17 protein-coding genes are annotated in these 18,884 nt (G+C 52.6%); 5 read left to right on the top strand and 12 right to left on the bottom strand.

Features of this window, described 5'->3' with window-relative positions; genetic code table 11:
• Positions 1 to 108: 108 nt before the first annotated feature.
• Positions 109 to 1,092, bottom strand: a complete 984-nt coding sequence (locus AC0Z7K_RS11285; RefSeq protein WP_485614453.1) for a LacI family DNA-binding transcriptional regulator — start codon at positions 1,090 to 1,092, stop codon at positions 109 to 111.
• A gap of 219 nt (positions 1,093 to 1,311) precedes the next feature.
• Here AC0Z7K_RS11285 and idnO point away from each other — a divergent pair, with 219 nt between their 5' ends.
• The 3 genes from idnO (at position 1,312) to AC0Z7K_RS11300 (ending at position 3,166) form a co-directional block, all read left to right on the top strand.
• A complete protein-coding gene (gene idnO / locus AC0Z7K_RS11290) occupies positions 1,312 to 2,076 on the top strand; it encodes a gluconate 5-dehydrogenase (RefSeq protein WP_485614454.1) in 765 nt (254 codons plus the stop codon).
• 12 nt (positions 2,077 to 2,088) lie between these two features.
• Entirely contained in the window at positions 2,089 to 2,832 is a 744-nt protein-coding gene (locus AC0Z7K_RS11295; protein ID WP_485614456.1) for an SDR family oxidoreductase, read from the top strand.
• Positions 2,833 to 2,995: 163 nt separating this feature from the next.
• On the top strand, positions 2,996 to 3,166 hold the full coding sequence (locus AC0Z7K_RS11300; RefSeq protein ID WP_485614457.1) for an Ig-like domain-containing protein: 171 nt from the start codon (positions 2,996 to 2,998) through the stop codon (positions 3,164 to 3,166).
• A 65-nt stretch (positions 3,167 to 3,231) separates the two neighbouring features.
• Here the strand turns inward: AC0Z7K_RS11300 and AC0Z7K_RS11305 are convergent, their stop codons facing one another.
• From AC0Z7K_RS11305 to AC0Z7K_RS11315, 3 genes are read right to left on the bottom strand one after another with little or no spacing between them, the layout of a single operon-like run.
• Positions 3,232 to 4,635 carry a c-type cytochrome gene (locus tag AC0Z7K_RS11305; RefSeq protein ID WP_485614459.1) on the bottom strand — a complete coding sequence of 468 codons (1,404 nt, stop codon included), beginning with the start codon at positions 4,633 to 4,635 and terminating at the stop codon, positions 3,232 to 3,234.
• On the bottom strand, positions 4,632 to 6,287 hold the full coding sequence (locus AC0Z7K_RS11310; protein ID WP_413529401.1) for a GMC family oxidoreductase: 1,656 nt from the start codon (positions 6,285 to 6,287) through the stop codon (positions 4,632 to 4,634). Before AC0Z7K_RS11310 ends, AC0Z7K_RS11305 begins: the two co-directional genes overlap by 4 nt.
• Positions 6,287 to 6,904: a sorbitol dehydrogenase family protein gene (locus tag AC0Z7K_RS11315; RefSeq protein ID WP_413529402.1), complete on the bottom strand. Its 618-nt coding sequence runs from the start codon at positions 6,902 to 6,904 to the stop codon at positions 6,287 to 6,289. Before AC0Z7K_RS11315 ends, AC0Z7K_RS11310 begins: the two co-directional genes overlap by 1 nt.
• A gap of 644 nt (positions 6,905 to 7,548) precedes the next feature.
• On the opposite strand from AC0Z7K_RS11315, the gene AC0Z7K_RS11320 reads away from it, so the two are divergent.
• Positions 7,549 to 7,893, top strand: coding sequence for a YejG family protein (locus tag AC0Z7K_RS11320; RefSeq protein WP_112167136.1), 345 nt, complete (start codon positions 7,549 to 7,551; stop codon positions 7,891 to 7,893).
• A gap of 33 nt (positions 7,894 to 7,926) precedes the next feature.
• Here AC0Z7K_RS11320 and yejF read toward each other — a convergent pair whose 3' ends face one another.
• From yejF to AC0Z7K_RS11360, 8 genes are all read right to left on the bottom strand, one after another.
• Entirely contained in the window at positions 7,927 to 9,540 is a 1,614-nt protein-coding gene (gene yejF, locus AC0Z7K_RS11325; protein ID WP_485614460.1) for a microcin C ABC transporter ATP-binding protein YejF, read from the bottom strand.
• 1 nt (position 9,541) lies between these two features.
• Positions 9,542 to 10,585: an ABC transporter permease gene (locus AC0Z7K_RS11330; RefSeq protein WP_485614461.1), complete on the bottom strand. Its 1,044-nt coding sequence runs from the start codon at positions 10,583 to 10,585 to the stop codon at positions 9,542 to 9,544.
• Entirely contained in the window at positions 10,585 to 11,679 is a 1,095-nt protein-coding gene (locus AC0Z7K_RS11335) for a microcin C ABC transporter permease YejB (RefSeq protein WP_413529405.1), read from the bottom strand. Before AC0Z7K_RS11335 ends, AC0Z7K_RS11330 begins: the two co-directional genes overlap by 1 nt.
• Before the next feature lie 10 nt (positions 11,680 to 11,689).
• Positions 11,690 to 13,495: an extracellular solute-binding protein gene (locus AC0Z7K_RS11340; protein WP_485614462.1), complete on the bottom strand. Its 1,806-nt coding sequence runs from the start codon at positions 13,493 to 13,495 to the stop codon at positions 11,690 to 11,692.
• Between the two features lie 196 nt (positions 13,496 to 13,691).
• Positions 13,692 to 15,275 (bottom strand): cyclic di-GMP phosphodiesterase, encoded by a 1,584-nt coding sequence (locus AC0Z7K_RS11345; RefSeq protein WP_485614463.1) that lies wholly within the window; start codon positions 15,273 to 15,275, stop codon positions 13,692 to 13,694.
• 178 nt (positions 15,276 to 15,453) lie between these two features.
• Positions 15,454 to 16,029, bottom strand: a complete 576-nt coding sequence (gene mepS, locus AC0Z7K_RS11350; protein ID WP_112167147.1) for a bifunctional murein DD-endopeptidase/murein LD-carboxypeptidase — start codon at positions 16,027 to 16,029, stop codon at positions 15,454 to 15,456.
• 428 nt (positions 16,030 to 16,457) lie between these two features.
• On the bottom strand, positions 16,458 to 17,171 hold the full coding sequence (locus AC0Z7K_RS11355; RefSeq protein WP_413529408.1) for a phosphatase PAP2 family protein: 714 nt from the start codon (positions 17,169 to 17,171) through the stop codon (positions 16,458 to 16,460).
• 51 nt (positions 17,172 to 17,222) lie between these two features.
• Positions 17,223 to 18,206 carry a CobW family GTP-binding protein gene (locus AC0Z7K_RS11360; RefSeq protein WP_485614464.1) on the bottom strand — a complete coding sequence of 328 codons (984 nt, stop codon included), beginning with the start codon at positions 18,204 to 18,206 and terminating at the stop codon, positions 17,223 to 17,225.
• A 215-nt stretch (positions 18,207 to 18,421) separates the two neighbouring features.
• On the opposite strand from AC0Z7K_RS11360, the gene AC0Z7K_RS11365 reads away from it, so the two are divergent.
• On the top strand, positions 18,422 to 18,730 hold the full coding sequence (locus AC0Z7K_RS11365; protein ID WP_485614465.1) for a hypothetical protein: 309 nt from the start codon (positions 18,422 to 18,424) through the stop codon (positions 18,728 to 18,730).
• The last annotated feature ends 154 nt before the right edge of the window (positions 18,731 to 18,884 follow it).

The raw sequence follows: 18,884 nt of genomic DNA on the forward strand, positions 1-18,884 counted from the left end.
CACGTTGAATTATGTTAAGAAAACGTGTTACCCGTAACGTGATCCTGCGCCACACTTCGGGCGCGATACTGGAGGTTTTAATTCACAGGGAGAAGGGTGGAAGCCGCGTTAAATTGTACCACCGAGGGAGATCCGGTAGTGTAAATCGACGCGTTCAATGGTCGGCAGGTTTTTGATTTTCTTCAATAATATCTCAGCCACTACTTTGCCCATTTCGAAGCGCGGAGTGATAACGCTGGCCAGCAGCGGCGTGGTTGCCAGGCCGATATCCAGGCCGTGAAAGCCCGAAATCGCCATGTCCTGCGGAACACGGATACCCAGCTTCAGGCATTCCTGTAACACGCCCACCGCAATATCATCGTTGGTGCATAAAATCGCGTTTGTCTGCGGATCCAGCTGGCGCGCCATCGCTAACATGCCTGCGCCAATCGACACTGAAGAGACTTTATTCGGTGTGATGTGCAGCGGCGTCAACCCGCGTTCGGCCATGGCGCGGCAATATCCCTGATAACGTTTCTGGTCGCGTGCGTCGGACATCGATCCGAAATAGACCACATGCTCTTTGCCGCTGGCGAGTAGCGTATTAGCCATATCGTAACCGGCCTGCTGATTGTCAAAACCGACGGCGATGCGCCCATGCGTATCATCAAGATCCATCACCTGCGCGACGGGAATTTCGGCGGCATTGAGGTATTTATCGGCTTTCAGCGTATGCACGGAATCAGTAAGGATCAGCCCCGCCAGCTGATAACCGAGCAGGTTGATGATGTGCTCTTCTTCACGATCTTTACTGTAATCGTAATTGACCACCAGCGTCTGGTAGCCCTGCGCGGCGGTGACCGATTCAATCCCGGCCAGCAGATCGGAGAAAATCTGGTTATTGAACGACGGCACCAGGATGCCGATGCGCGGCGCTTTAACGGGCCCGCGCGCTTCCTCCAGCGGATACCCGACCTCTTCCATGACTTTGGTGATGCGCTCACGGGTTTCAGGAGACACTTTTTCCGGCGTGCGCAGAAAACGGCTGACCGTCATCTTGGTAACATCCGCCAGTTGGGCAATGTCCTGTAGTGTCACGCGCTGATTTCTCATGCTTGTTGTCCTGATTTTCCTGACTGCTTTGCTCAATAACGTTACCTGATTATTGAAACAGAAAGCGCCGGAGATTGTTATCAAAATGATGATGATCACATCAGCGGTAACAGGTTTTTTTAACATCCTTCAAAGTGATCTGCATCACAGTTTGCTCGCGCCTAAAACGTTGTAGTGTGGCTAACTTCCTGGAACCGCTTCCTTCATAAGGTCAACGCTATGACAAATCTCTTCTCACTGGATAATAAAAAGATACTGGTCACCGGCTCCACGCGCGGTCTGGGTTTCCTGCTGGCGAAAGGGCTGGCGCAACACGGCGCCGAAATTATCGTTAACGGCACACAGCCTGAATCTACGCAGAAAGCGGCTGAAGCACTACGCGCCGAAGGGTTTATCGCCCACGCCGTCTCGTTTGATGTCACCAACAGTCAGGCGGTAAATCAGGCAATCGATCACATCGAAAGCAAAATCGGCCCGATCGATGTGCTGATCAATAATGCCGGGATCCAGCGTCGCCATAAGTTTACTGAGTTCCCGGAAAAAGACTGGGACGATGTGATTGCCGTGAACCAGAAATCTGTATTCCTTGTTTCGCAGGCAGTGGCGCGCTACATGATCCAGCGCGAGCGCGGCAAAATCATCAACATCGGTTCGATGCAAAGCGAGCTGGGCCGCGACACTATCACGCCTTACGCTGCGTCTAAAGGCGCGGTGAAAATGCTGACGCGCGGGATGTGCGTGGAGCTGGCGCGCTACAATATTCAGGTGAACGGCATTGCGCCGGGCTATTTCAAAACCGACATGACGCAGGCGCTGGTGGATAAGAAAGAGTTCTCCGAGTGGCTGTGCAAACGCACGCCAGCTGCACGCTGGGGAGATCCCCAAGAGCTGGTCGGCGGTGCGGTGTACCTGTCTTCCAAAGCCTCGGACTTCGTCAATGGTCATCTTCTTTTCATTGATGGCGGCATGTTAGCTGCGGTTTAAGAAGGAATGACGATGAAGAAGACAGCACTCATCACCGGCGGTGGCAGCGGTATCGGGTTAAGCGCCGCGAAGGCACTGGCCGCCACCGGATTCACAGTGATTCTGGCCGGACGCAATATTGAAAAACTGGAGCAGGCCGTCGCGCAGTTCCCACAAGGACAGGCGGTGGCGCGGCAGTTAGACGTCACCAGTCCGCAGTCCGTGACGGCGCTGTTTACGGAAATACAGCAAACTTTCGGAAGGCTGGATTTGCTGTTCAATAACGCCGGTAATAACGTGAAAGATGTCCCCATCGAAGAGCTCGCGGTAGAAGACTGGCTGTCAGTAATTAATACCAATCTGACCGGTGCATTTTTGTGTACTCAGGCGGCGGTAAAACTGATGAAACAGCAGTCGCCGCAGGGCGGTCGTATCATCAATAATGGATCGATTTCTGCGCAATCTCCGCGCCCGAACTCGGCTCCTTACACCGCCAGCAAACATGCCATTACCGGCCTGACCAAATCCACGGCGCTCGATGGCCGCGCGTTTAACATCGCCTGCGGGCAGATTGACGTGGGGAATGCGGCGACGGACATGGGCAACAAAGCGCTGGCGGGCAGGATGCAGGCCGACGGGCAGATCGCCGAAGAGCCAGTGATCCCGGTCGAGCGCGTCGGAGAGGCAGTGGCGTTTATGGGGGGCTTACCGCTCGATACCAACGTCCTGACGATGACCGTGATGGCAAGCGCCATGCCGCTGGTCGGGCGGGGATAATACAGTCTCTTCACCAGAGATAATCGCTGCAAATTATTTCGGTGAAGAGCGTTTTATAATTTACCCATATTATTAAAAGATAATATTTAAAAATTCCTCCTACCCTGTCCCTAGTGCGGACTCTGTAACCATTGATAACCCGGTAAAAAGTGTAGATGGATCCTTGATTCCGCCAACGGATATCAGTAACAACGGTGTTTACGACAATGGAAAAATTACGTGGTCGGAAATTCCAGCCGGAACTGATGGCGTCACATTTGATTTTAACCAGACCATTACTGTCGACGGTATGGAAGTGACATATAGCGGGTCAGTGGTTCAATACGTAGAATAAAGACCAAGCTTGTAAAAACGGCCCAATCGGGCCGTTTTGCATTCTATTTCCACATCGGCTGAATGTTACGCCGTTTTGTGTTTACGCCTTCTGCCAAGCCAGAAAATCAACACCAGCAGAATCACCACGCCTGCGACCATCGCCGGAGCCATGAACGGTTGCAACTTCGCCAGCAAGGTGACCGGACCGCCTGCGCGTAACACCGCAACATCCTGCGCGTTCACCTGAATGGTCGGGTTGCCGTAATTCTTCAACACGTAGTTGGAGATGTCAGCGATTTGCTGATCGTCGAGCTGACCGACATACGAACCCACGCCAAATTTCGGCATCAGCACGTGATGGTCACCGACCTGACGATCCACGCCGTAAAGGATGGCGGAAATCAGGTTAGAGGCGTTGCCCATGCCGGTGGCAGTATTGTTGAACAGCGAAGGATACGCCTGATTTTTGCTGCCTGAGCCATCCGGCTGGTGGCAGCTGGCGCAGTAGCCGCTGAACAATGCCGCACCAGTGTCGATGGTATGGTTGGCGTTGTACGGATGCGCGCCGCGCAGACCCTGTTCCACATTCACCGGTTTACCAAAGGTATCCGCTGCCTGTGTATCACGCGGGTCACGCACCGGCGTACTGTTTTTCAGGTAGAAGGCGATGGCATTGAGATCGGTATCAGACATGTATTGCAGACTGTTTTGCACCGCTTCTGCCATGCCACCGGCGGCCTGATTTTTACCGGCTGTTTTGCCGGTTTTCAGATATTCCACCAGCTGAGGCTGTGACCAGTTACCGATGCCACTCACCGGATCAGAACTGATGTTCGGCGCATACCACGGCCCGACCATACCGCCCGCCAGCGGTTTGTCCGTCACAGAACCCATCATCAGGTTACGCGGTGTGTGGCAGGTATCACAGTGACCGGCACCGTTCACCAGATAGGCACCCCGGTTCCATTGCTCGCTTTTGGTCGGATCCGGCTTAAACGGCGTGCTGTCGAGATACATCATGTTCCAGCCAGCCATCGCAATACGCATGTTGAACGGGAACGGCAGGGCGGTTTCAGTATTCGGCTGCTCGACCGGCTTCACACCTTCTTTGAAATAGACATACAGCGCATGCATGTCCGCATCGCTCATATGGCTGTAAGAAGTGTAAGGCATGGCCGGATAGAGGTTTGCGCCGTCAGGGCGCACCCCTTCGCGCACCGCACGGACAAACTGCTCTTCGGTGTAATTGCCGATACCAAACTGTTTCGACGGCGTGATATTGGTGGTGTAAATCGTGCCCATCGGCGAGTGGATTTCATAGCCACCGGCAAACGCTTTACCGCCTTCCGGCGCGGTATGACAGGCCTGACAGTCGGCCGCGGTCGCCACCTCGTGCCCCTGGCGAATCAGCTCCGCCTGATTGTCCTGGGCGACGGCAAATCCGCTTAGCGAGGTACCTAACAGACAGGCGATAAGGATTTTTTTCATGCTGCACCCGCCAGTTTTTTCGCCATATCATCGGCTGCTTTCAGGCCCAGTGCGGCCATGGTCAGCGTACTGTTGACCACGCTGGAGGAAGGAATCGCTCCGCCGCCCGGCAGCCACAGGTTGGCATGGTCGTGCGCACGGCATTCGCCGTTGACCACGGAATCTTTCGGATCGCTGCCCATGATGGTGCCGCCCATGATGTGGTTATTGGCGTTGAGGCTGGTGGTGATGTTGAATTCTTCCGCCATAAACAGCGAGCCGATGTGTTCCAGCTGCTTGTGCGCTGCTTCCGCGCCTTTGCGCACATAATCGCCGACGTCGTAATGAATGTCCGGGCACGGCAGGCCATGCGGATCTTTGCGCGTGGTGCTCAGCGTCAGGCGATTGTTTGGATCCGGCAACGGTTCCAGGCTGATGGATAAATCCACGCCGAAGATAGAGCGGCGGCGGATTTCTTCGTCCAGCTCTTTACCTACCAGACCCATCTGCAACGCTTTGGACGTCGCCGGGATTACGCGGCTGATGTTGTTGAGGATCATCTTATTGGCGGAATAATCCTTGCGGAAATCACCGTCGCGCGGGCCGACCAGACAGCTGCTCTGTGCCGGACCACGGCCAATCCACAACGGTTCTTTGGCAATGAACGTACAGTGGAAACCGGAGTGATCCATCATGTTACGACCCACGTGATCGGACGAGTTGGCGATACCGTTCGGGTTTTTGTCATTGGCTGCCATCAGCAGCAGACGCGGGGTTTCGATGCCGTTACAGGCCAGCGCAAACACTTTGCCGGTCGCCTTGTGTGATTTCTTCTGATTATCCAGCCAGTGAACCGCCGTCACATTGTTGTTTTCGTCGGTATCAATCTTGTAAACCACGGCTTCGGCCAGCACCACGGCACCTTTATTTTCGGCACGTTCGACGTGGGCGATACCATTATACATGGCGCCGATCGGGCAGATTGGCTGGCAGTTATTGTTACCACAGCAGGTCGGGCGACCGTTCCACGGACGCGTGCTGCGGCCCTGCGGGATAGGCACTGAGCGGTAACCGTGCGGGTTTACGATTTCCGCAAAGCGGGTATCGCCGTAACCGTAAGGCACCTGTTCCATCGGATAAGGTTTGCTGCGTTCCACAGGGGATTGCAACGCCGGGTCGTTCGGACCGGCTACACCGATTTCTTCTTCCGCACGACAGTAGTAGGGCTCGAGTTCGTCATAGGAAATTGGCCAGTCGCGACCCACGCCGTACAGCGTTTTCATTTTGAAATCGTTAGGAACGTGACGCCAGCAGGATGCCGCCCAGTGCCAGGTGGTGCCACCGACGGTGCGCAGATAACCCTGTTTAAAGCTGCTTGCGCTCGGGCCGGTCAGATGCACATAGTTATTTTCAGGGAAGTACAGCGGTGCGGGGGCGTTCTCTGACTGCGGATAAAGCCCCTGGAAATCAGAACCGGCACGGTTATCAAACGGCATGTTGCGCCAGTTTTCGACTGCCTGTGCGCGCTCGATACGCAAACCGGCTTCCAGCACCAGTACGGAATATCCCTGGCTGACCAGTTGATCGGCAATCATGCCGCCTACGACGCCGGAACCGACAACGATGACATCAGCAGACGCATCGCCGTCTGCGGTAAATTCGGGTTTTTTCATCAGGCTTTGCTCACATCAGCAGATTCAGAAGTATTGGTAAAACGGTCAGCATTCATGGATTCAGGCATCGCGGCGTCGGGCGGCGCGGCGGTGAAGTACAGTGGACCGTTGCCGCAGTAGGTCGGCACGATCAGGCCGTCGCTTACCGGGCGGTACATCAGGGCATCTTTATAAGAAATTAGAATGGAATCGATACCATGGCCAACGGTGCCGGTGTACCACGCGGTGACGATGCTGGTCACCAGTTCACCCAGGCCATTTTGCTTCGCGGCTTCCTGCAATGCGTTGGCTGATTGCCCCGGCCTGACCAGCGCGTGGAGCTTACTGACCTGTGCGGCGAAGTCCGGCTGCGAGCGGTGGAATGCGTTGAAAATCTGGGCTGAAGAGCCTTCGCTGATATTTTTATGTTCAGTAATGGCCTGTGAGACCAGATAGAACTGCCCGAAGATCACCGGAGCCTGCGTGGCGGTCTCTTTTTCGGCCTGACTCAGGAAAGGAAAGCCGAGCAGGGTGGTGGCGACCATCGCTGAGGTTAAACCTTTCAGCAGTTGACGACGGCTGAAACCGGTTCCATTTACGGTTGCATTGCTTCCATTGATTGAAGGATCGTTTTCCATCTCATTTCTCGCTGGGTTGGGTGTGAGCCAAATGACTCAGGAATGCATAATTCAATGACTCATTATGATATTTATCAGAAGGTTAAGGCGGGTGTCTTTCATCCTGACAGGGTATATCAGTAATAACGATGCGGATCATAAGCCAATAATGAGGGTTTTGTGCAAACAAATTGTGCGGATTTATTAACATTAGATCCAGATTTTAACGTATTATGCGCCGCGATAAAAATGTTACCAACCGGTTCATTTCAGCCTGAAATTAGTGACAGTGTCAGGAAATATGCTATCGGTTAAAAGGCTTATTATCCTGATTTTTATCGATTTTAAAATGTGGTGGTTTTTTTCGCCCCACGCAATTTGTATATTAATTGTAAAGAAATAGAAGTTAAAAAGTAGCTGTTAATGATGAAAATGGTTGTTAAATAAGGCTGAAAAGGTTACAAAGAAGCCAAAATGAGATCTGGCTCTCAGAACCATCAGGAGCGGACAGAAAAGGGTTATAGTTTACGGGTGTGTGCTGATTGCGTTAATTTAATGTTAATTATTTGAGCATAAAGTGGGCAAAGCACGTTCCGTCGTCTATAACTGGTATTGATGTAACGAATTTGTAGGTGATTTGTTTAAATCATTGTCTGGGGAATTCCGTGAATAATATTCAACTTTCGGTAGTACATCGTTTGCCGCAAAGTTATCGCTGGATGTCAGGTTTTGCAGGTATCAAAGTTGAACCGATTCCGCTGCCTGGTAACGAAGAAGATAACAATCTGATTGGCCTGAAATTGTTGAGCCATGAGGGTGAGTTTGCCTGGCAGGTGATGCATCAGTTGACCAACGCGCTGGAAGATATCCAGGTCAAAGCTGCGATTGTCGAAATCGACGGCGAACCTTGTCTGTTTGTGCGTCGCGAAGATGAAAGCGCTACGCTCTGCTGCCTGAAGAATATCGGGGCGGCCATTGCCGAGTCGATCACCGCACTTTATCCATTCTGACAGCCTGACGATAACTGAGTCAGGCGTCTCCTTTCACTCCTTCTGCGTATCAAACGCATCTGACGCGGCCAGCAACTCGCGGGTATAAGCCTGCTGCGGCGCGGTGAAAATCTGCTCACAATCCCCTTGTTCCACGACTTCTCCGTTTTGTAACACAATCAGCTGGTGACACAACGCCCGCACGACGTGCAAATCATGACTGATAAACAAATAGGTCAGGCTGCGACGTTGTTGCAGTTCGCTCAGGATCGCCAGAATTTGCGCCTGCACCGATTTATCCAGCGACGACGTCGGCTCATCAAGGATCAGCATTTCCGGCTCTAAAATCAGGGCGCGGGCGATGGCGATGCGCTGACGCTGGCCGCCTGAAAACTCGGTCGGGTAACGGTGGCGGGTGTGCGGATCCAACCCCACGTCCTGCATGGCAAGGATCACCGCCTGTTCGCGCTCTTTTTCCGTCACTTTGCGATGAACCAGCAGGCCTTCGGCGATGATTTGTTCGACGGTAAAGCGTGGGTTCAGTGCCGAGAAGGGATCCTGGAACACCACCTGAATCCGGCTGCGGAAGGGCAGCATTTGCTGGCGCGAATAAGTATGCAACGGCTGGCCGTCGAACCAGATTTCGCCTTGTGATTTCAGCAGGCGCAGCAATGCCAGCCCGGTTGTGCTTTTCCCCGAACCGGATTCGCCGACCACGCCGAGGCTTTCCCCGCGACGCAGCTGGAAACTCATCTGATTTACCGCGTGTTTGACGCTGACCGTGCGGCGCAGCAAGCCGCGTCTGACCGGAAACCCGACGTTCAGATTCTTCACTTCCAGCAATACAGGCGGTTCGCCCGTAAGCGGCTGAGGACGCCCCTGTGGCTCGGCCTGCAATAACTGTCGCGTATACGGATGCTGTGGCTGGCTAAACAGCGTGGCCCGCGGTTGCTGCTCCACCAGGCGCCCATGCTGCATCACCGCGACGTTATCCGCCAGACGGCGCACGATGCGCAGGTTATGGGTGATAAACAGCATCGCCATACCCATTTCCTTCTTCAGCTCGTCGAGCAAGGAGAGGATCTGCGCCTGCACCGAAACATCCAGCGCGGTGGTAGGCTCGTCGGCAATCAGCAGTTTGGGCCGGGTCAGCACGGCCATAGCGATCATCACACGCTGGCGTTCTCCGCCGGAGAGCTGGTGCGGAAAATCTTTCAGCCGCGAGGCAGCCTGACGAATACCCACGCGATCGAGACAGCGGATAATCTCGTCGCGCGCCGCATCACCGCGCAAACCCCGGTGCAACATCAACACTTCGGCCAGCTGTTTTTCAAGCGTATGCAGCGGGTTCAGTGAAACCATCGGCTCCTGAAAAATCATCGAAATCTGGTTGCCGCGAATACCGCGCAGCGTGCTTTCATCGGCGTGCAGCAAGGATTTTCCGTCGAAAAGAATATCGCCCTGCGGATAATTCACCTGCGGCGAGGGCAGCAGGCGCAGCACCGACAGCGCGGTGACACTTTTGCCTGAACCGGATTCCCCCACCAGCGCCAGTGTTTCCCCGGCGCGTATATCCAGCGACACGTCGCTCACTACCTCGCGCAGCTGATTTCCCTGCCGGAAAGCCACGCTGAGATTTTTGATTTGTAAAAGAGGTGTGTCTGTCATTTCAGCGCGCCTCATGGTGTTGTGCAGACGGATTAAAGGCGTCACGAACCGCTTCACCAATGAAAATGAGTAGTGTCAGCAGCGAAGCCAGCACCACAAAGGCGCTGATGCCCAGCCACGGCGCCTGCAAGTTGTTTTTACCTTCCATCAGTAATGTGCCGAGCGAAGGCGAACCGAGGGGCAGACCAAAACCGAGGAAATCCAGCGAGGCAAGCGTGGTAATCGAGCCGCACAAAATAAACGGCAGATAGGTCAGCGTGGCGACCATCGCGTTAGGTAGCATATGTCGCAGCATAATGGCGCGATCGCTGACGCCCATCGCCTGCGCCGCGCGAATGTAATCAAAGTTTCGGGTACGCAGGAACTCCGCCCGCACCACGCCGACCAGAATCATCCAGCCGGAAAGCACGCTTATCAGCAACAGCCACCAGAAATTCGGCTGCACGACGCTCGCCAGCATGATGATCAGAAACAGCGTCGGCATGCCTGACCATACTTCGATAAAGCGCTGCCCGATGAGATCAATTCGCCCGCCGTAATAGCCCTGCGCGGCACCGGCCGTCACGCCAATCAGCGATGAGAACAACGTCAGCAAAATACCAAAGAACAGCGAGATCCGCAGACCATAAAGGATTTGCGCCAGCACGTCGTGCCCGTTGCTGTCGGTGCCCAGCCAGTTTTGCGCTGAAGGCGGAGAAGGGAAGGGCTGGGTGGTGGCAAAATTGATGGAGTTAAAGCTGCTGCGGATCGGTGCCCAAATTACCCAGCCGTGGTCTTGCAGCTGGCTGAGCACAAAGGGATCCTGATAATCGGCAGGCGTTTCCAGTTCGCCGCCGAAGGTGGTTTCGCTGTAGTTAACCATGAAAGGCACAAACCAGTGGCCCTGATAGCGTGCCAGAAGCGGTTTATCGTTGGCCAGTAGGTTGGAGAGCAGCGCCAGAACGAAGATCACCAGGAAAATCCACAGCGACCAGAAACCGCGCCGGTTCTGGCAAAAACGCGCCCAGCGTGCCTGATTCACCGTGCTTACATTAAGAAAGGGCATCAGTGGCGTCCCTCGAAGTCGATACGCGGGTCAACCAGCGTGTAGGTGATATCGCTGATGATATTCAGCAGCAGGCCAATCAGCGTGAAGATGTACAACGTGCCAAACATTACCGGGAAATCGCGCTGCACAATGGCGTCGTAGCCGAGTAATCCCAGGCCCTGCAAGGAGAACATCACTTCAATCAGCAACGAACCGGTGAAAAACATGCTGATAAACGTGGCTGGAAAACCGGCGATCACCAGCAGCATGGCGTTACGGAAAACATGGCGGTACAGAATCTGCTTCTCGTTCAGGCCTTTGGCGCGCGCCGTCACCACGTACTGTTTGCCCACTTCATCCATAAACGAGTTTTTGGTCAGCATGGTGAGCGTCGCGAAACCGCCAATCACCGTGGCCAGCACTGGCAGCGTGATATGCCAGAGATAATCGGTGACTTTACCGTACCACGGCAGGGTATCGAAATTGGGTGATGTCAGGCCGCGCAGCGGGAACCAGTCGAGATAGCTGCCGCCGGTGAATAACACAATCAGCAAAATGGCGAACAGGAACGACGGCACCGCGTAGCCGATAATGATGAATGTACTGCTCCACGTATCGAATTTAGTCCCGTTACGCACCGCTTTGCGGATACCCAACGGGATCGACACCAGATAGATAATAAGCGTGCTCCACAAGCCAATGCTTACCGACACCGGTAGCGCACTTTTCACCAGCCCCATGACCGATGAGCCACGAAACAGACTGTCGCCAAAATCAAAGCGCACATAACTCGATAGCATCTCGAAATAGCGGACATGGAGCGGTTTATCGAAACCGAAGCGATGGGTGATTTCAGCAATGACTTCCGGATCCAGGCCGCGAGCGCCACGGTATTGGCCTTCACCAAACTGCGCAACGCCCGGCGAGGCTTTGCCGTTACCGGAGTCACCGCCCGCGCCGGGCAGCCCGCTGGAATGTCCCATCTCAATGGCCGCTATGGCCTGATCGACGGGGCCACCGGGTGCTATCTGCACGATAAAGAAGTTGATGGTGATGATAGCCCACAGGGTAGGGATCACCAGAAGCAGTCGTCGTAATAAATAGGCGGCCACGGCGTTCTCCTTAGCGGCGTTCCGCAGGTAAGCGGGCGGCCCGGTTCATGTCATACCACCAGGTATCCAGCTCCATCCCGTTAGACGGCGCAACGGCAGGCATCGAGAATTTATCCCAATAAGCATAACGCTCGTGGTTGGTGTACCACATTGGGATCATCACCATATTCCACGTCAGTACGCGATCGAGCGCATGGCCGAGTGAAAGCAGCGCGTCAGGATTGCCCTGATTGGCGGCGATCTCTTCAGTCAGCTTGTCGATGGCCGGATCACTAATACCCGATTTGTTGTAAGTTGAATCGAGATATCGGGTATTCCAGTAAATCTGCAAATCGCTGCTCGGATAAGAATTGGCAGGATAAACAGCCGGGATCATGTCGTAATCGCGCTGGCGCATCCGGCGTACGAACTGGGAACTGTCGACTTCACGAATTGACATTTTAATACCCAGACGTTGCAGATTATGTTGGAACGGCAAAACGTACTGTGAGTTCCCCCCGCTCGGCAACAGCAGTTCGAAGGTAAAAGGTTTGCCGGTTTTACCGTTCACCAGCACCTGATTTTTCACTTCCCAGCCAGCTTCTTTGAGAAGCTGCGTGGCTTTTAACAGATTAGCCCGGTCGTTACCGCTGCCGTCGGAGCGCGGCGGCTGATACAGTTTGCTGAACACTTCAGCCGGCACTTTACCTTTCAGTGGCCCCAGCCACGCCAGTTCGGCAGAGTCAGGGTAGTCTTTCGCGGCATACTGCGTGTTCTGAAAATAACTGTTAACGCGCTGATAGGCACCGAAATAGAGTGCTTTATTCATCCAGTCAAAATCGAAAGCCAGCGTTATGGCCTCACGGACTTTGCGATCGGCAAACTGCGGGCGATGCAGATTAAACGCCAGCCAGCGGGTATCCTGTGCGGCCTGATTTTCCTCATCTGCCTTCACAATAAAGTTTTTGCTGAAATTGCCGCCCTGATACTGCGTTGACCAGTTCTTCGGTGAGGTTTCCATGCGGAAATCAAACGCACCGGACTTAAAGGCTTCCAGCGCCACATTGTCGTCGAGGTAGTAGTCGTAGCGGATAGTATCGAAATTATAGCGGCCACGGTTGACCGGCAAATTAGCTGCCCAGTAGTCGTGCACGCGCGAATAGGTGATGTACTGGCCAAGTTTGTAATCGCTGATGCGATAAGGCCCGCTGCCCAGCGGTGGGGTATTGAGCGGTTCGTTGAATTTGTGTTTTTCCCAAAACGCCTGCGGCAGGATCGGCAAACCCAGCAGCCCGAGCATCATGTCTTTGTCCGGCTTCGGCAGCTCGATGCGTACGGTGAGGCGCGAAATGGCTTTCACCTCGACGCCTTTGTATACCACGCGAAACTGCGAGACGCCTTCGGTCATGAATTTTTTAAATGAGAAGGCGACGTCGCTGGCGGTAATTGGGGTGTTATCGTTAAAACGCGCGCGCGGATTGATATCCACTTCCACCCAGCGGTACTGGCTGTCGTAACGGGCAGAATCGGCGATCAGCGGATAATAGCTGCCGATCTCATCGCTGGAAGTGGTGAACAGGCTGTCGTAGAGCGATCCGCTGCGCACGGCCGGATTGCCGCGGGAAGCGAAGCGGTTGAAGTTGTCATAGGTGCCGATGGCTGCGAGTGTAACCTGACCGCCCTTAGGCGCGGCAGGGTTGACGTAGTCAAAATTACTGAAGTTGGACACGTATTTCGGTTCGCCTAAAATCGCGAACGCATAGCTGTCCTGAATGACTTCAGCCTGAGCCCCGAGGCTCAGCAGGCACAATGCTGCGGCAAACACGCGAGAAAACATCCTGAATCTGCACTCCTGTGATGACAACAGCAAGTTGCGGCTTAGGCGCGGGCTGTCGTTCAGTGATGAGTAAATTATGGCTAAGGCCTTGTAACGCGCCAGTTTTCGGCGACTTCCCTGATTTCGGCCTTTTTATCATATTCAGCTGCAGACGCCTAAAAGAAAAATAGACTCTCAAAGGGCAGCAGTTGGCGGCTCAGATGTGATAGCACGCCTCTTTCTCGTTGAAGTCGCGGATGAAGTCCATGAGTACGGTGATGCTCAGCGGTTTACTGTACAAAAAACCCTGCAGGTAAGTGACGCCGTGATTGCGCAGATAGTCGGCCTGTTGGTGCGTTTCTACGCCTTCGGCTACGGTTTTCAGCTTCAGCTCTTCGGTCAGCTTGAGTACGGTATCCAGGACTGGTGCGATCAGGGTTTTCTGATCAATCGACATCACGAAACCCCGGTCGATTTTGAGATAATCGAGCGTGAATTTTTCCAGATAAATTAACGCGCTGTGGCCGGTGCCAAAATCATCTATGGCGATTTCGATTTTATGTCTGCGCAGCCAGTTAAACTCGCGTATCGCCGCCTCGGTATCAATCATTCCCCGTTCGGTGATTTCGAAAACCACCTGAAACGCGTTTTCCGGCAGCGCTTCGACAAAGTTCAGGACATCATCATGGAAGCCCACTTTGTTCATGTGATGCGGGGAAATATTGATGCTCAGCTTGGCTTTATCGGGGAATGCATGTTGCAGCCCATGCGCATCCGCTGCAACTAACGCCATCATATGTTGGGTCAGCTGAACTATCAGCCCCTGGGTTTCCGCATAAGCGATAAACAGGTCAGGAGGAATGCGACCTTCAATCGGATGCTGCCAGCGTAACAATGCCTCGACGCCGGTAATCTTCATGCTGCGCGATTCTATTACCGGTTGATATTCTACAAAGAATTCTTTGTTTTTCAGCCCGCGCAGGATCTCTTTTTCCACGTTGTGGCGATTGAGAAAGCTATGGTAAATCAGCATGCAGACGAAAATGCTCAGCAGCAAACCGCCCAGCAGCGTAAAACGAAGATTGTCGGCAGTGAGGGAAGGGGAGTAGAGGCGGATGGTGAAAGGGTAGTCGCCAGCTTTGATCTCGGTGTAATGGCTGCGCGGCAATTTGTTAAGCGAGACTAACCCTTCTTCTGTAGATATCAGCGCCGCGTCGCCGACCAGCAGGGCAAATCCGCGATATCCCGTACCGGGCTGTGTAAATAACATGTATGGCGATAACGTCAGTTCGAGCGTGGCGATCACGCCGTCGTCAAATGAGCCAGGATTACGTTGCCAGACGATGATCACCGGGCGGTTCGGTACCGCGGCGGTGCCCATCTGCAAATTGACGGCCATCGGTTGGGTAAAATCTATGCCCTGCAGCGTGGTATTGGCCGGAACGTTCTGATTACCTGAGGCCGACGAACAATACACAATGCCATCACGCACCAGCTGGAAGTCCCGTACGCCGATGCTGAACGCTGCATCCCGGTTAATTTCGTGGGTAACGGACGCGCAGGGTTCGGCGGTGAGCAAGCCCAGCCGTCGCATATTGTCGGTTAACTGGTGAAAATAGTGGGCGCTGAATTGCTCAGTTCTTTTAGCAATCTCATTTTGTTCGCGGGAATTATTGGCTTTGATGACACTGAGAGTGATGAGGGTAAATAAAATAAAAAATAAGACGGAGAAAAAAAGGCTTCTTTTTAAATAACGGCGTTTTGGCAATACGCTGTGCGTAAGCGCCGCTTTTAAACCCATGGGAGTTAACCTTTATCTGACTGATGAAATCAAAGTATAACTCAGCCAAAAAAACATCAGTCTTTTATTACGAGGCATAGTGAATGGGAAAATCGGGGCATAAAAAAACGCCATCCGAAGATGACGTTTTTTTATTCGCTTGGCATAGAACAACAAGAGCTAAATCATGGGGTAACGGTTAACCGTTAGCCAATACGCGTCTTGCTTCACGATAACGTGCATTCCAGTAAGTTTCTTTCAGATTTGAAATCATCACACCGTTGCTGGTGGAGGCATGAACAAACTGATCGTTACCTAAATAAATACCGACGTGACGGCCTGTTGAGCCGGCGCGGAACAGAACCAGATCACCCGGACGCAGTTTCGTGCGCTGGATTTTCTTGCCTTTTTCTTCCTGTTCATACGTTGAACGAGGCAAATCCATACCAAATTGTTCGCGGAATGTTACCTGAACGAAGGCTGAGCAATCGATACCACGCTTGCTGTCACCACCTAAACGATAACGAACGCCTTTCCAGTCAGCATACTGATCCATAATTTTGGATTTTACGTTGACGCTGCGAACCATTGCTTCGAATTCATCCTGAGAGGCTTGCAGTAGAAGACCGTCTTTGTCATTTACTGCACGCATATCAGTTTGCGCGTTTTCTGTGTTCGAAGAATGTGTACCACTACACGCAGTGAGAATAATTGCTGCGCCAATCGCGGGAATTATCCGCGTGATATATCTCAGAAACGGTTGAGACTTGACCATTATTGTTGTTATCCCTTGCTGTCCTTAACGATAAAATCGTTATTAAAATTGCCAAACGAAGCGAGACTACCCGCCGCGCACAGTCGGGACAAACACCTGAATGATAAAATGTGCGTCAGAGCACGTTTTTATCTTGAAGCCGGGTGTTTTTGCCACATTTCTGTGCAGGCGAATTGGAGGTTACCGTAATGAATAGGGGATTGCGAGAGGTATTATGAGATTTTTTATAAGAAATTGTGATGTAAGCTAATGTAAGTAAAGATGTAAAAAAAGATGGTTTATTTTTATGCTAATTTGGATTAAAACCGCGCCACACGCGGGTTTCTTGTTAACATTTCAGCTAAGTATGTCTGGGATTTGTCTTAAAAAAAGACCCGTCAGACAGCAAAACGTCGACGGGTCATAATGAAATGATATGTATCAATGAATCACGCGTTCTTAATGGGATTTTTATTACCGGGTAACTTTCTTTCCAGCCAGTTAATCAGCATGTCGCTGGCAGGTGTCATCAGCCACCAGCTGGCGCCGACCAGCACAACGGACATTGAACCGACCGCGATATCCGTGAACCAGTGCGCACCAATCATCACACGTGGCAGCGAGAAGATAATGGTAATAAGCACTGCAACGGCAAAAGCGCCTTTGCTTAAATAACGCAGCATAAAGCACGAGAAGATAATCAGCATCATGCCGTGGTCACCTGGGAAACTGTCCGAAGAGGCATCTTTGGTCGGAATGCCGGTCAGTTTACTCACACGATTAACATCCGGGAAACTCAGCGATGGGCTTTTATGGCTGACTGGCAGTAGATGGCCGAGCTGGTTAAGCACCACAGCGGTAAGCAGCATGACAAACCCAATAATGACCAGACGACGGCGCCCCAGTGGATCTTGCTTGAGGAAGAAACACAGATACAGCGCACCCATCGCCAGCAGCGAAATGCTGTCAAAAGCCCGGTTATTGGTCACAGCCACCAGATGCAGAAACCAGTGGTCGGTCGCCAGATGCTGATTGAAGAAGAAGAAAATCGACTTATCAATCGGGAACCAGAAACCATGATTCGCTGGCAGGTAATAGGATAAAAACAGGGCAACGCCTAATACATTGAGTATCAGGATTGCGGGTATATTTCGGCGCCACATAAATGAAAACCTATACTTAGCAGGGTAATGAATAAATTAGTCAGCGTTAACTTAATCCTTACAACTTAAACGAACCTTCAACAAGAGTGATTGTAGTTCATTCCATTGCGCAACATCTCGTGTAATCAGCTCGATTCTGCTGTCCAAGGGGGCCACCGGTTTTGTCTCAATATGCAGATCGTTTCCCTGGCGGTTAATCAACAGCGTCCCTTCCTTTATGCGCATAATGCCTTTCACCCGGTCAACCGGCACCCTACGCGCCCAGTCGAGGAGGCCTGCGGTATCAAACTGCGTGTCAGCATCAAAAATCCAGCCACAGCTGGTATAGCCGTCACCCTGATTCACTGCGCGACGCCAGCGCTGCATCCCCGGCAGGCTCAGTGCCGCCAGTCCGCGTTTATCCGCATGTGCATGATGATGTTTGCCATCCGGCAGTTGCGTCTGATTAAAGCGCGGCAAATCGAGCAGGGCGGGGTCGACAGCACCCTGTGACGCAATTACCAACTGACGTCCGCCGCCGTTCAGCCCATACCACGTATCGAGCGCCTGCTGATCCTGCGGCTGCGCCACATCGGATTTATTGGCGACGATCACATCCGCGCAAGCCAGCTGGTCGCGGAAGTTTTCATTGTCGATAACGCGTTGATTGCTGAGCTGGCGCGGGTCCAGTAAACAAAGCGTGGCATTGAGCGTTATCCAGTTGCTATAAACCTCAGACGTCAGCAGCGACAGAATTTGCTTAGGATGACCGAGCCCGGTTGGCTCGATCAGCAAGCGATCGGGTTTTGCCTGCTGCAATAGCATGTTCAGTCCCACCTGCATCGGCAACCCATTCACACAGCACATGCATCCGCCGGGTATTTCTTTCAGTACAGCACCGCTGTCAGCCAGCAAGGCGCCATCAATGCCGATTTCGCCGAATTCATTGACCAAAACCGCCCATTTCTCACCTTCAGGCTTCTGAGCCAGTAAATGGCGCAGGGTGGTGGTTTTTCCGCTGCCGAGAAAACCGGTGATCAGGTTAGTTTTGGTCATGACTGCCTATCCTTATTAGAAAAATTCACCCGACAATGTGCAACGGGCATTAAAGAAAATCCAGCGCTGTGCCGATGTTTGTTCCTGAGGCTTGAATTTGACGTGCATTATCCCCAATTTTTTCGCCCGCACAGTGCGAATTTGGTTAGGTGTATTAATGTTAAATGGACGTTGGCTAAATATTAAAAAATCTATTTTCATATGAGGGTGTGACCATGAACAGAATCATGTGGGTACTGTTTTTGGGATTGTTAACCTCAGGGATGACTCAGTTTGCAACTGCTGGAAATAGCGGCACTATCCATTTTTATGGTGCGATTGTGGATGGCGGATGTACCTTTGATACCGTTAATAACAAGGTGACCAGCAAGTGCGAGAGCGGCGGAAAAACCGTGACCGAGGTTCGGGCAGTGAATACGCAAGACCCGCTGAATTATAGCCTGCCGCTTTCTCTGGGTTCGGTGAAAACTGAGCATGTGAATAATGATCCGCATCTTGCGATCATGACTGTGGTTTACAATTAAATCTTAAATATTTTTTAATAATTTAATTAAGTAACTTTTCTGGTCGGAGGCAGAGTTAGCGCCTCTGGCCTGACAATCTCTAAACTGGCCGGCCCAATCTTGATCGGGCCGTCAGTTTTCAGTTCTCATTCTTTTCCCTTTATCCCTGCGTGTT

Source organism: Rahnella sp. 1L-D-7-B-C2 (genome assembly GCF_057290995.1).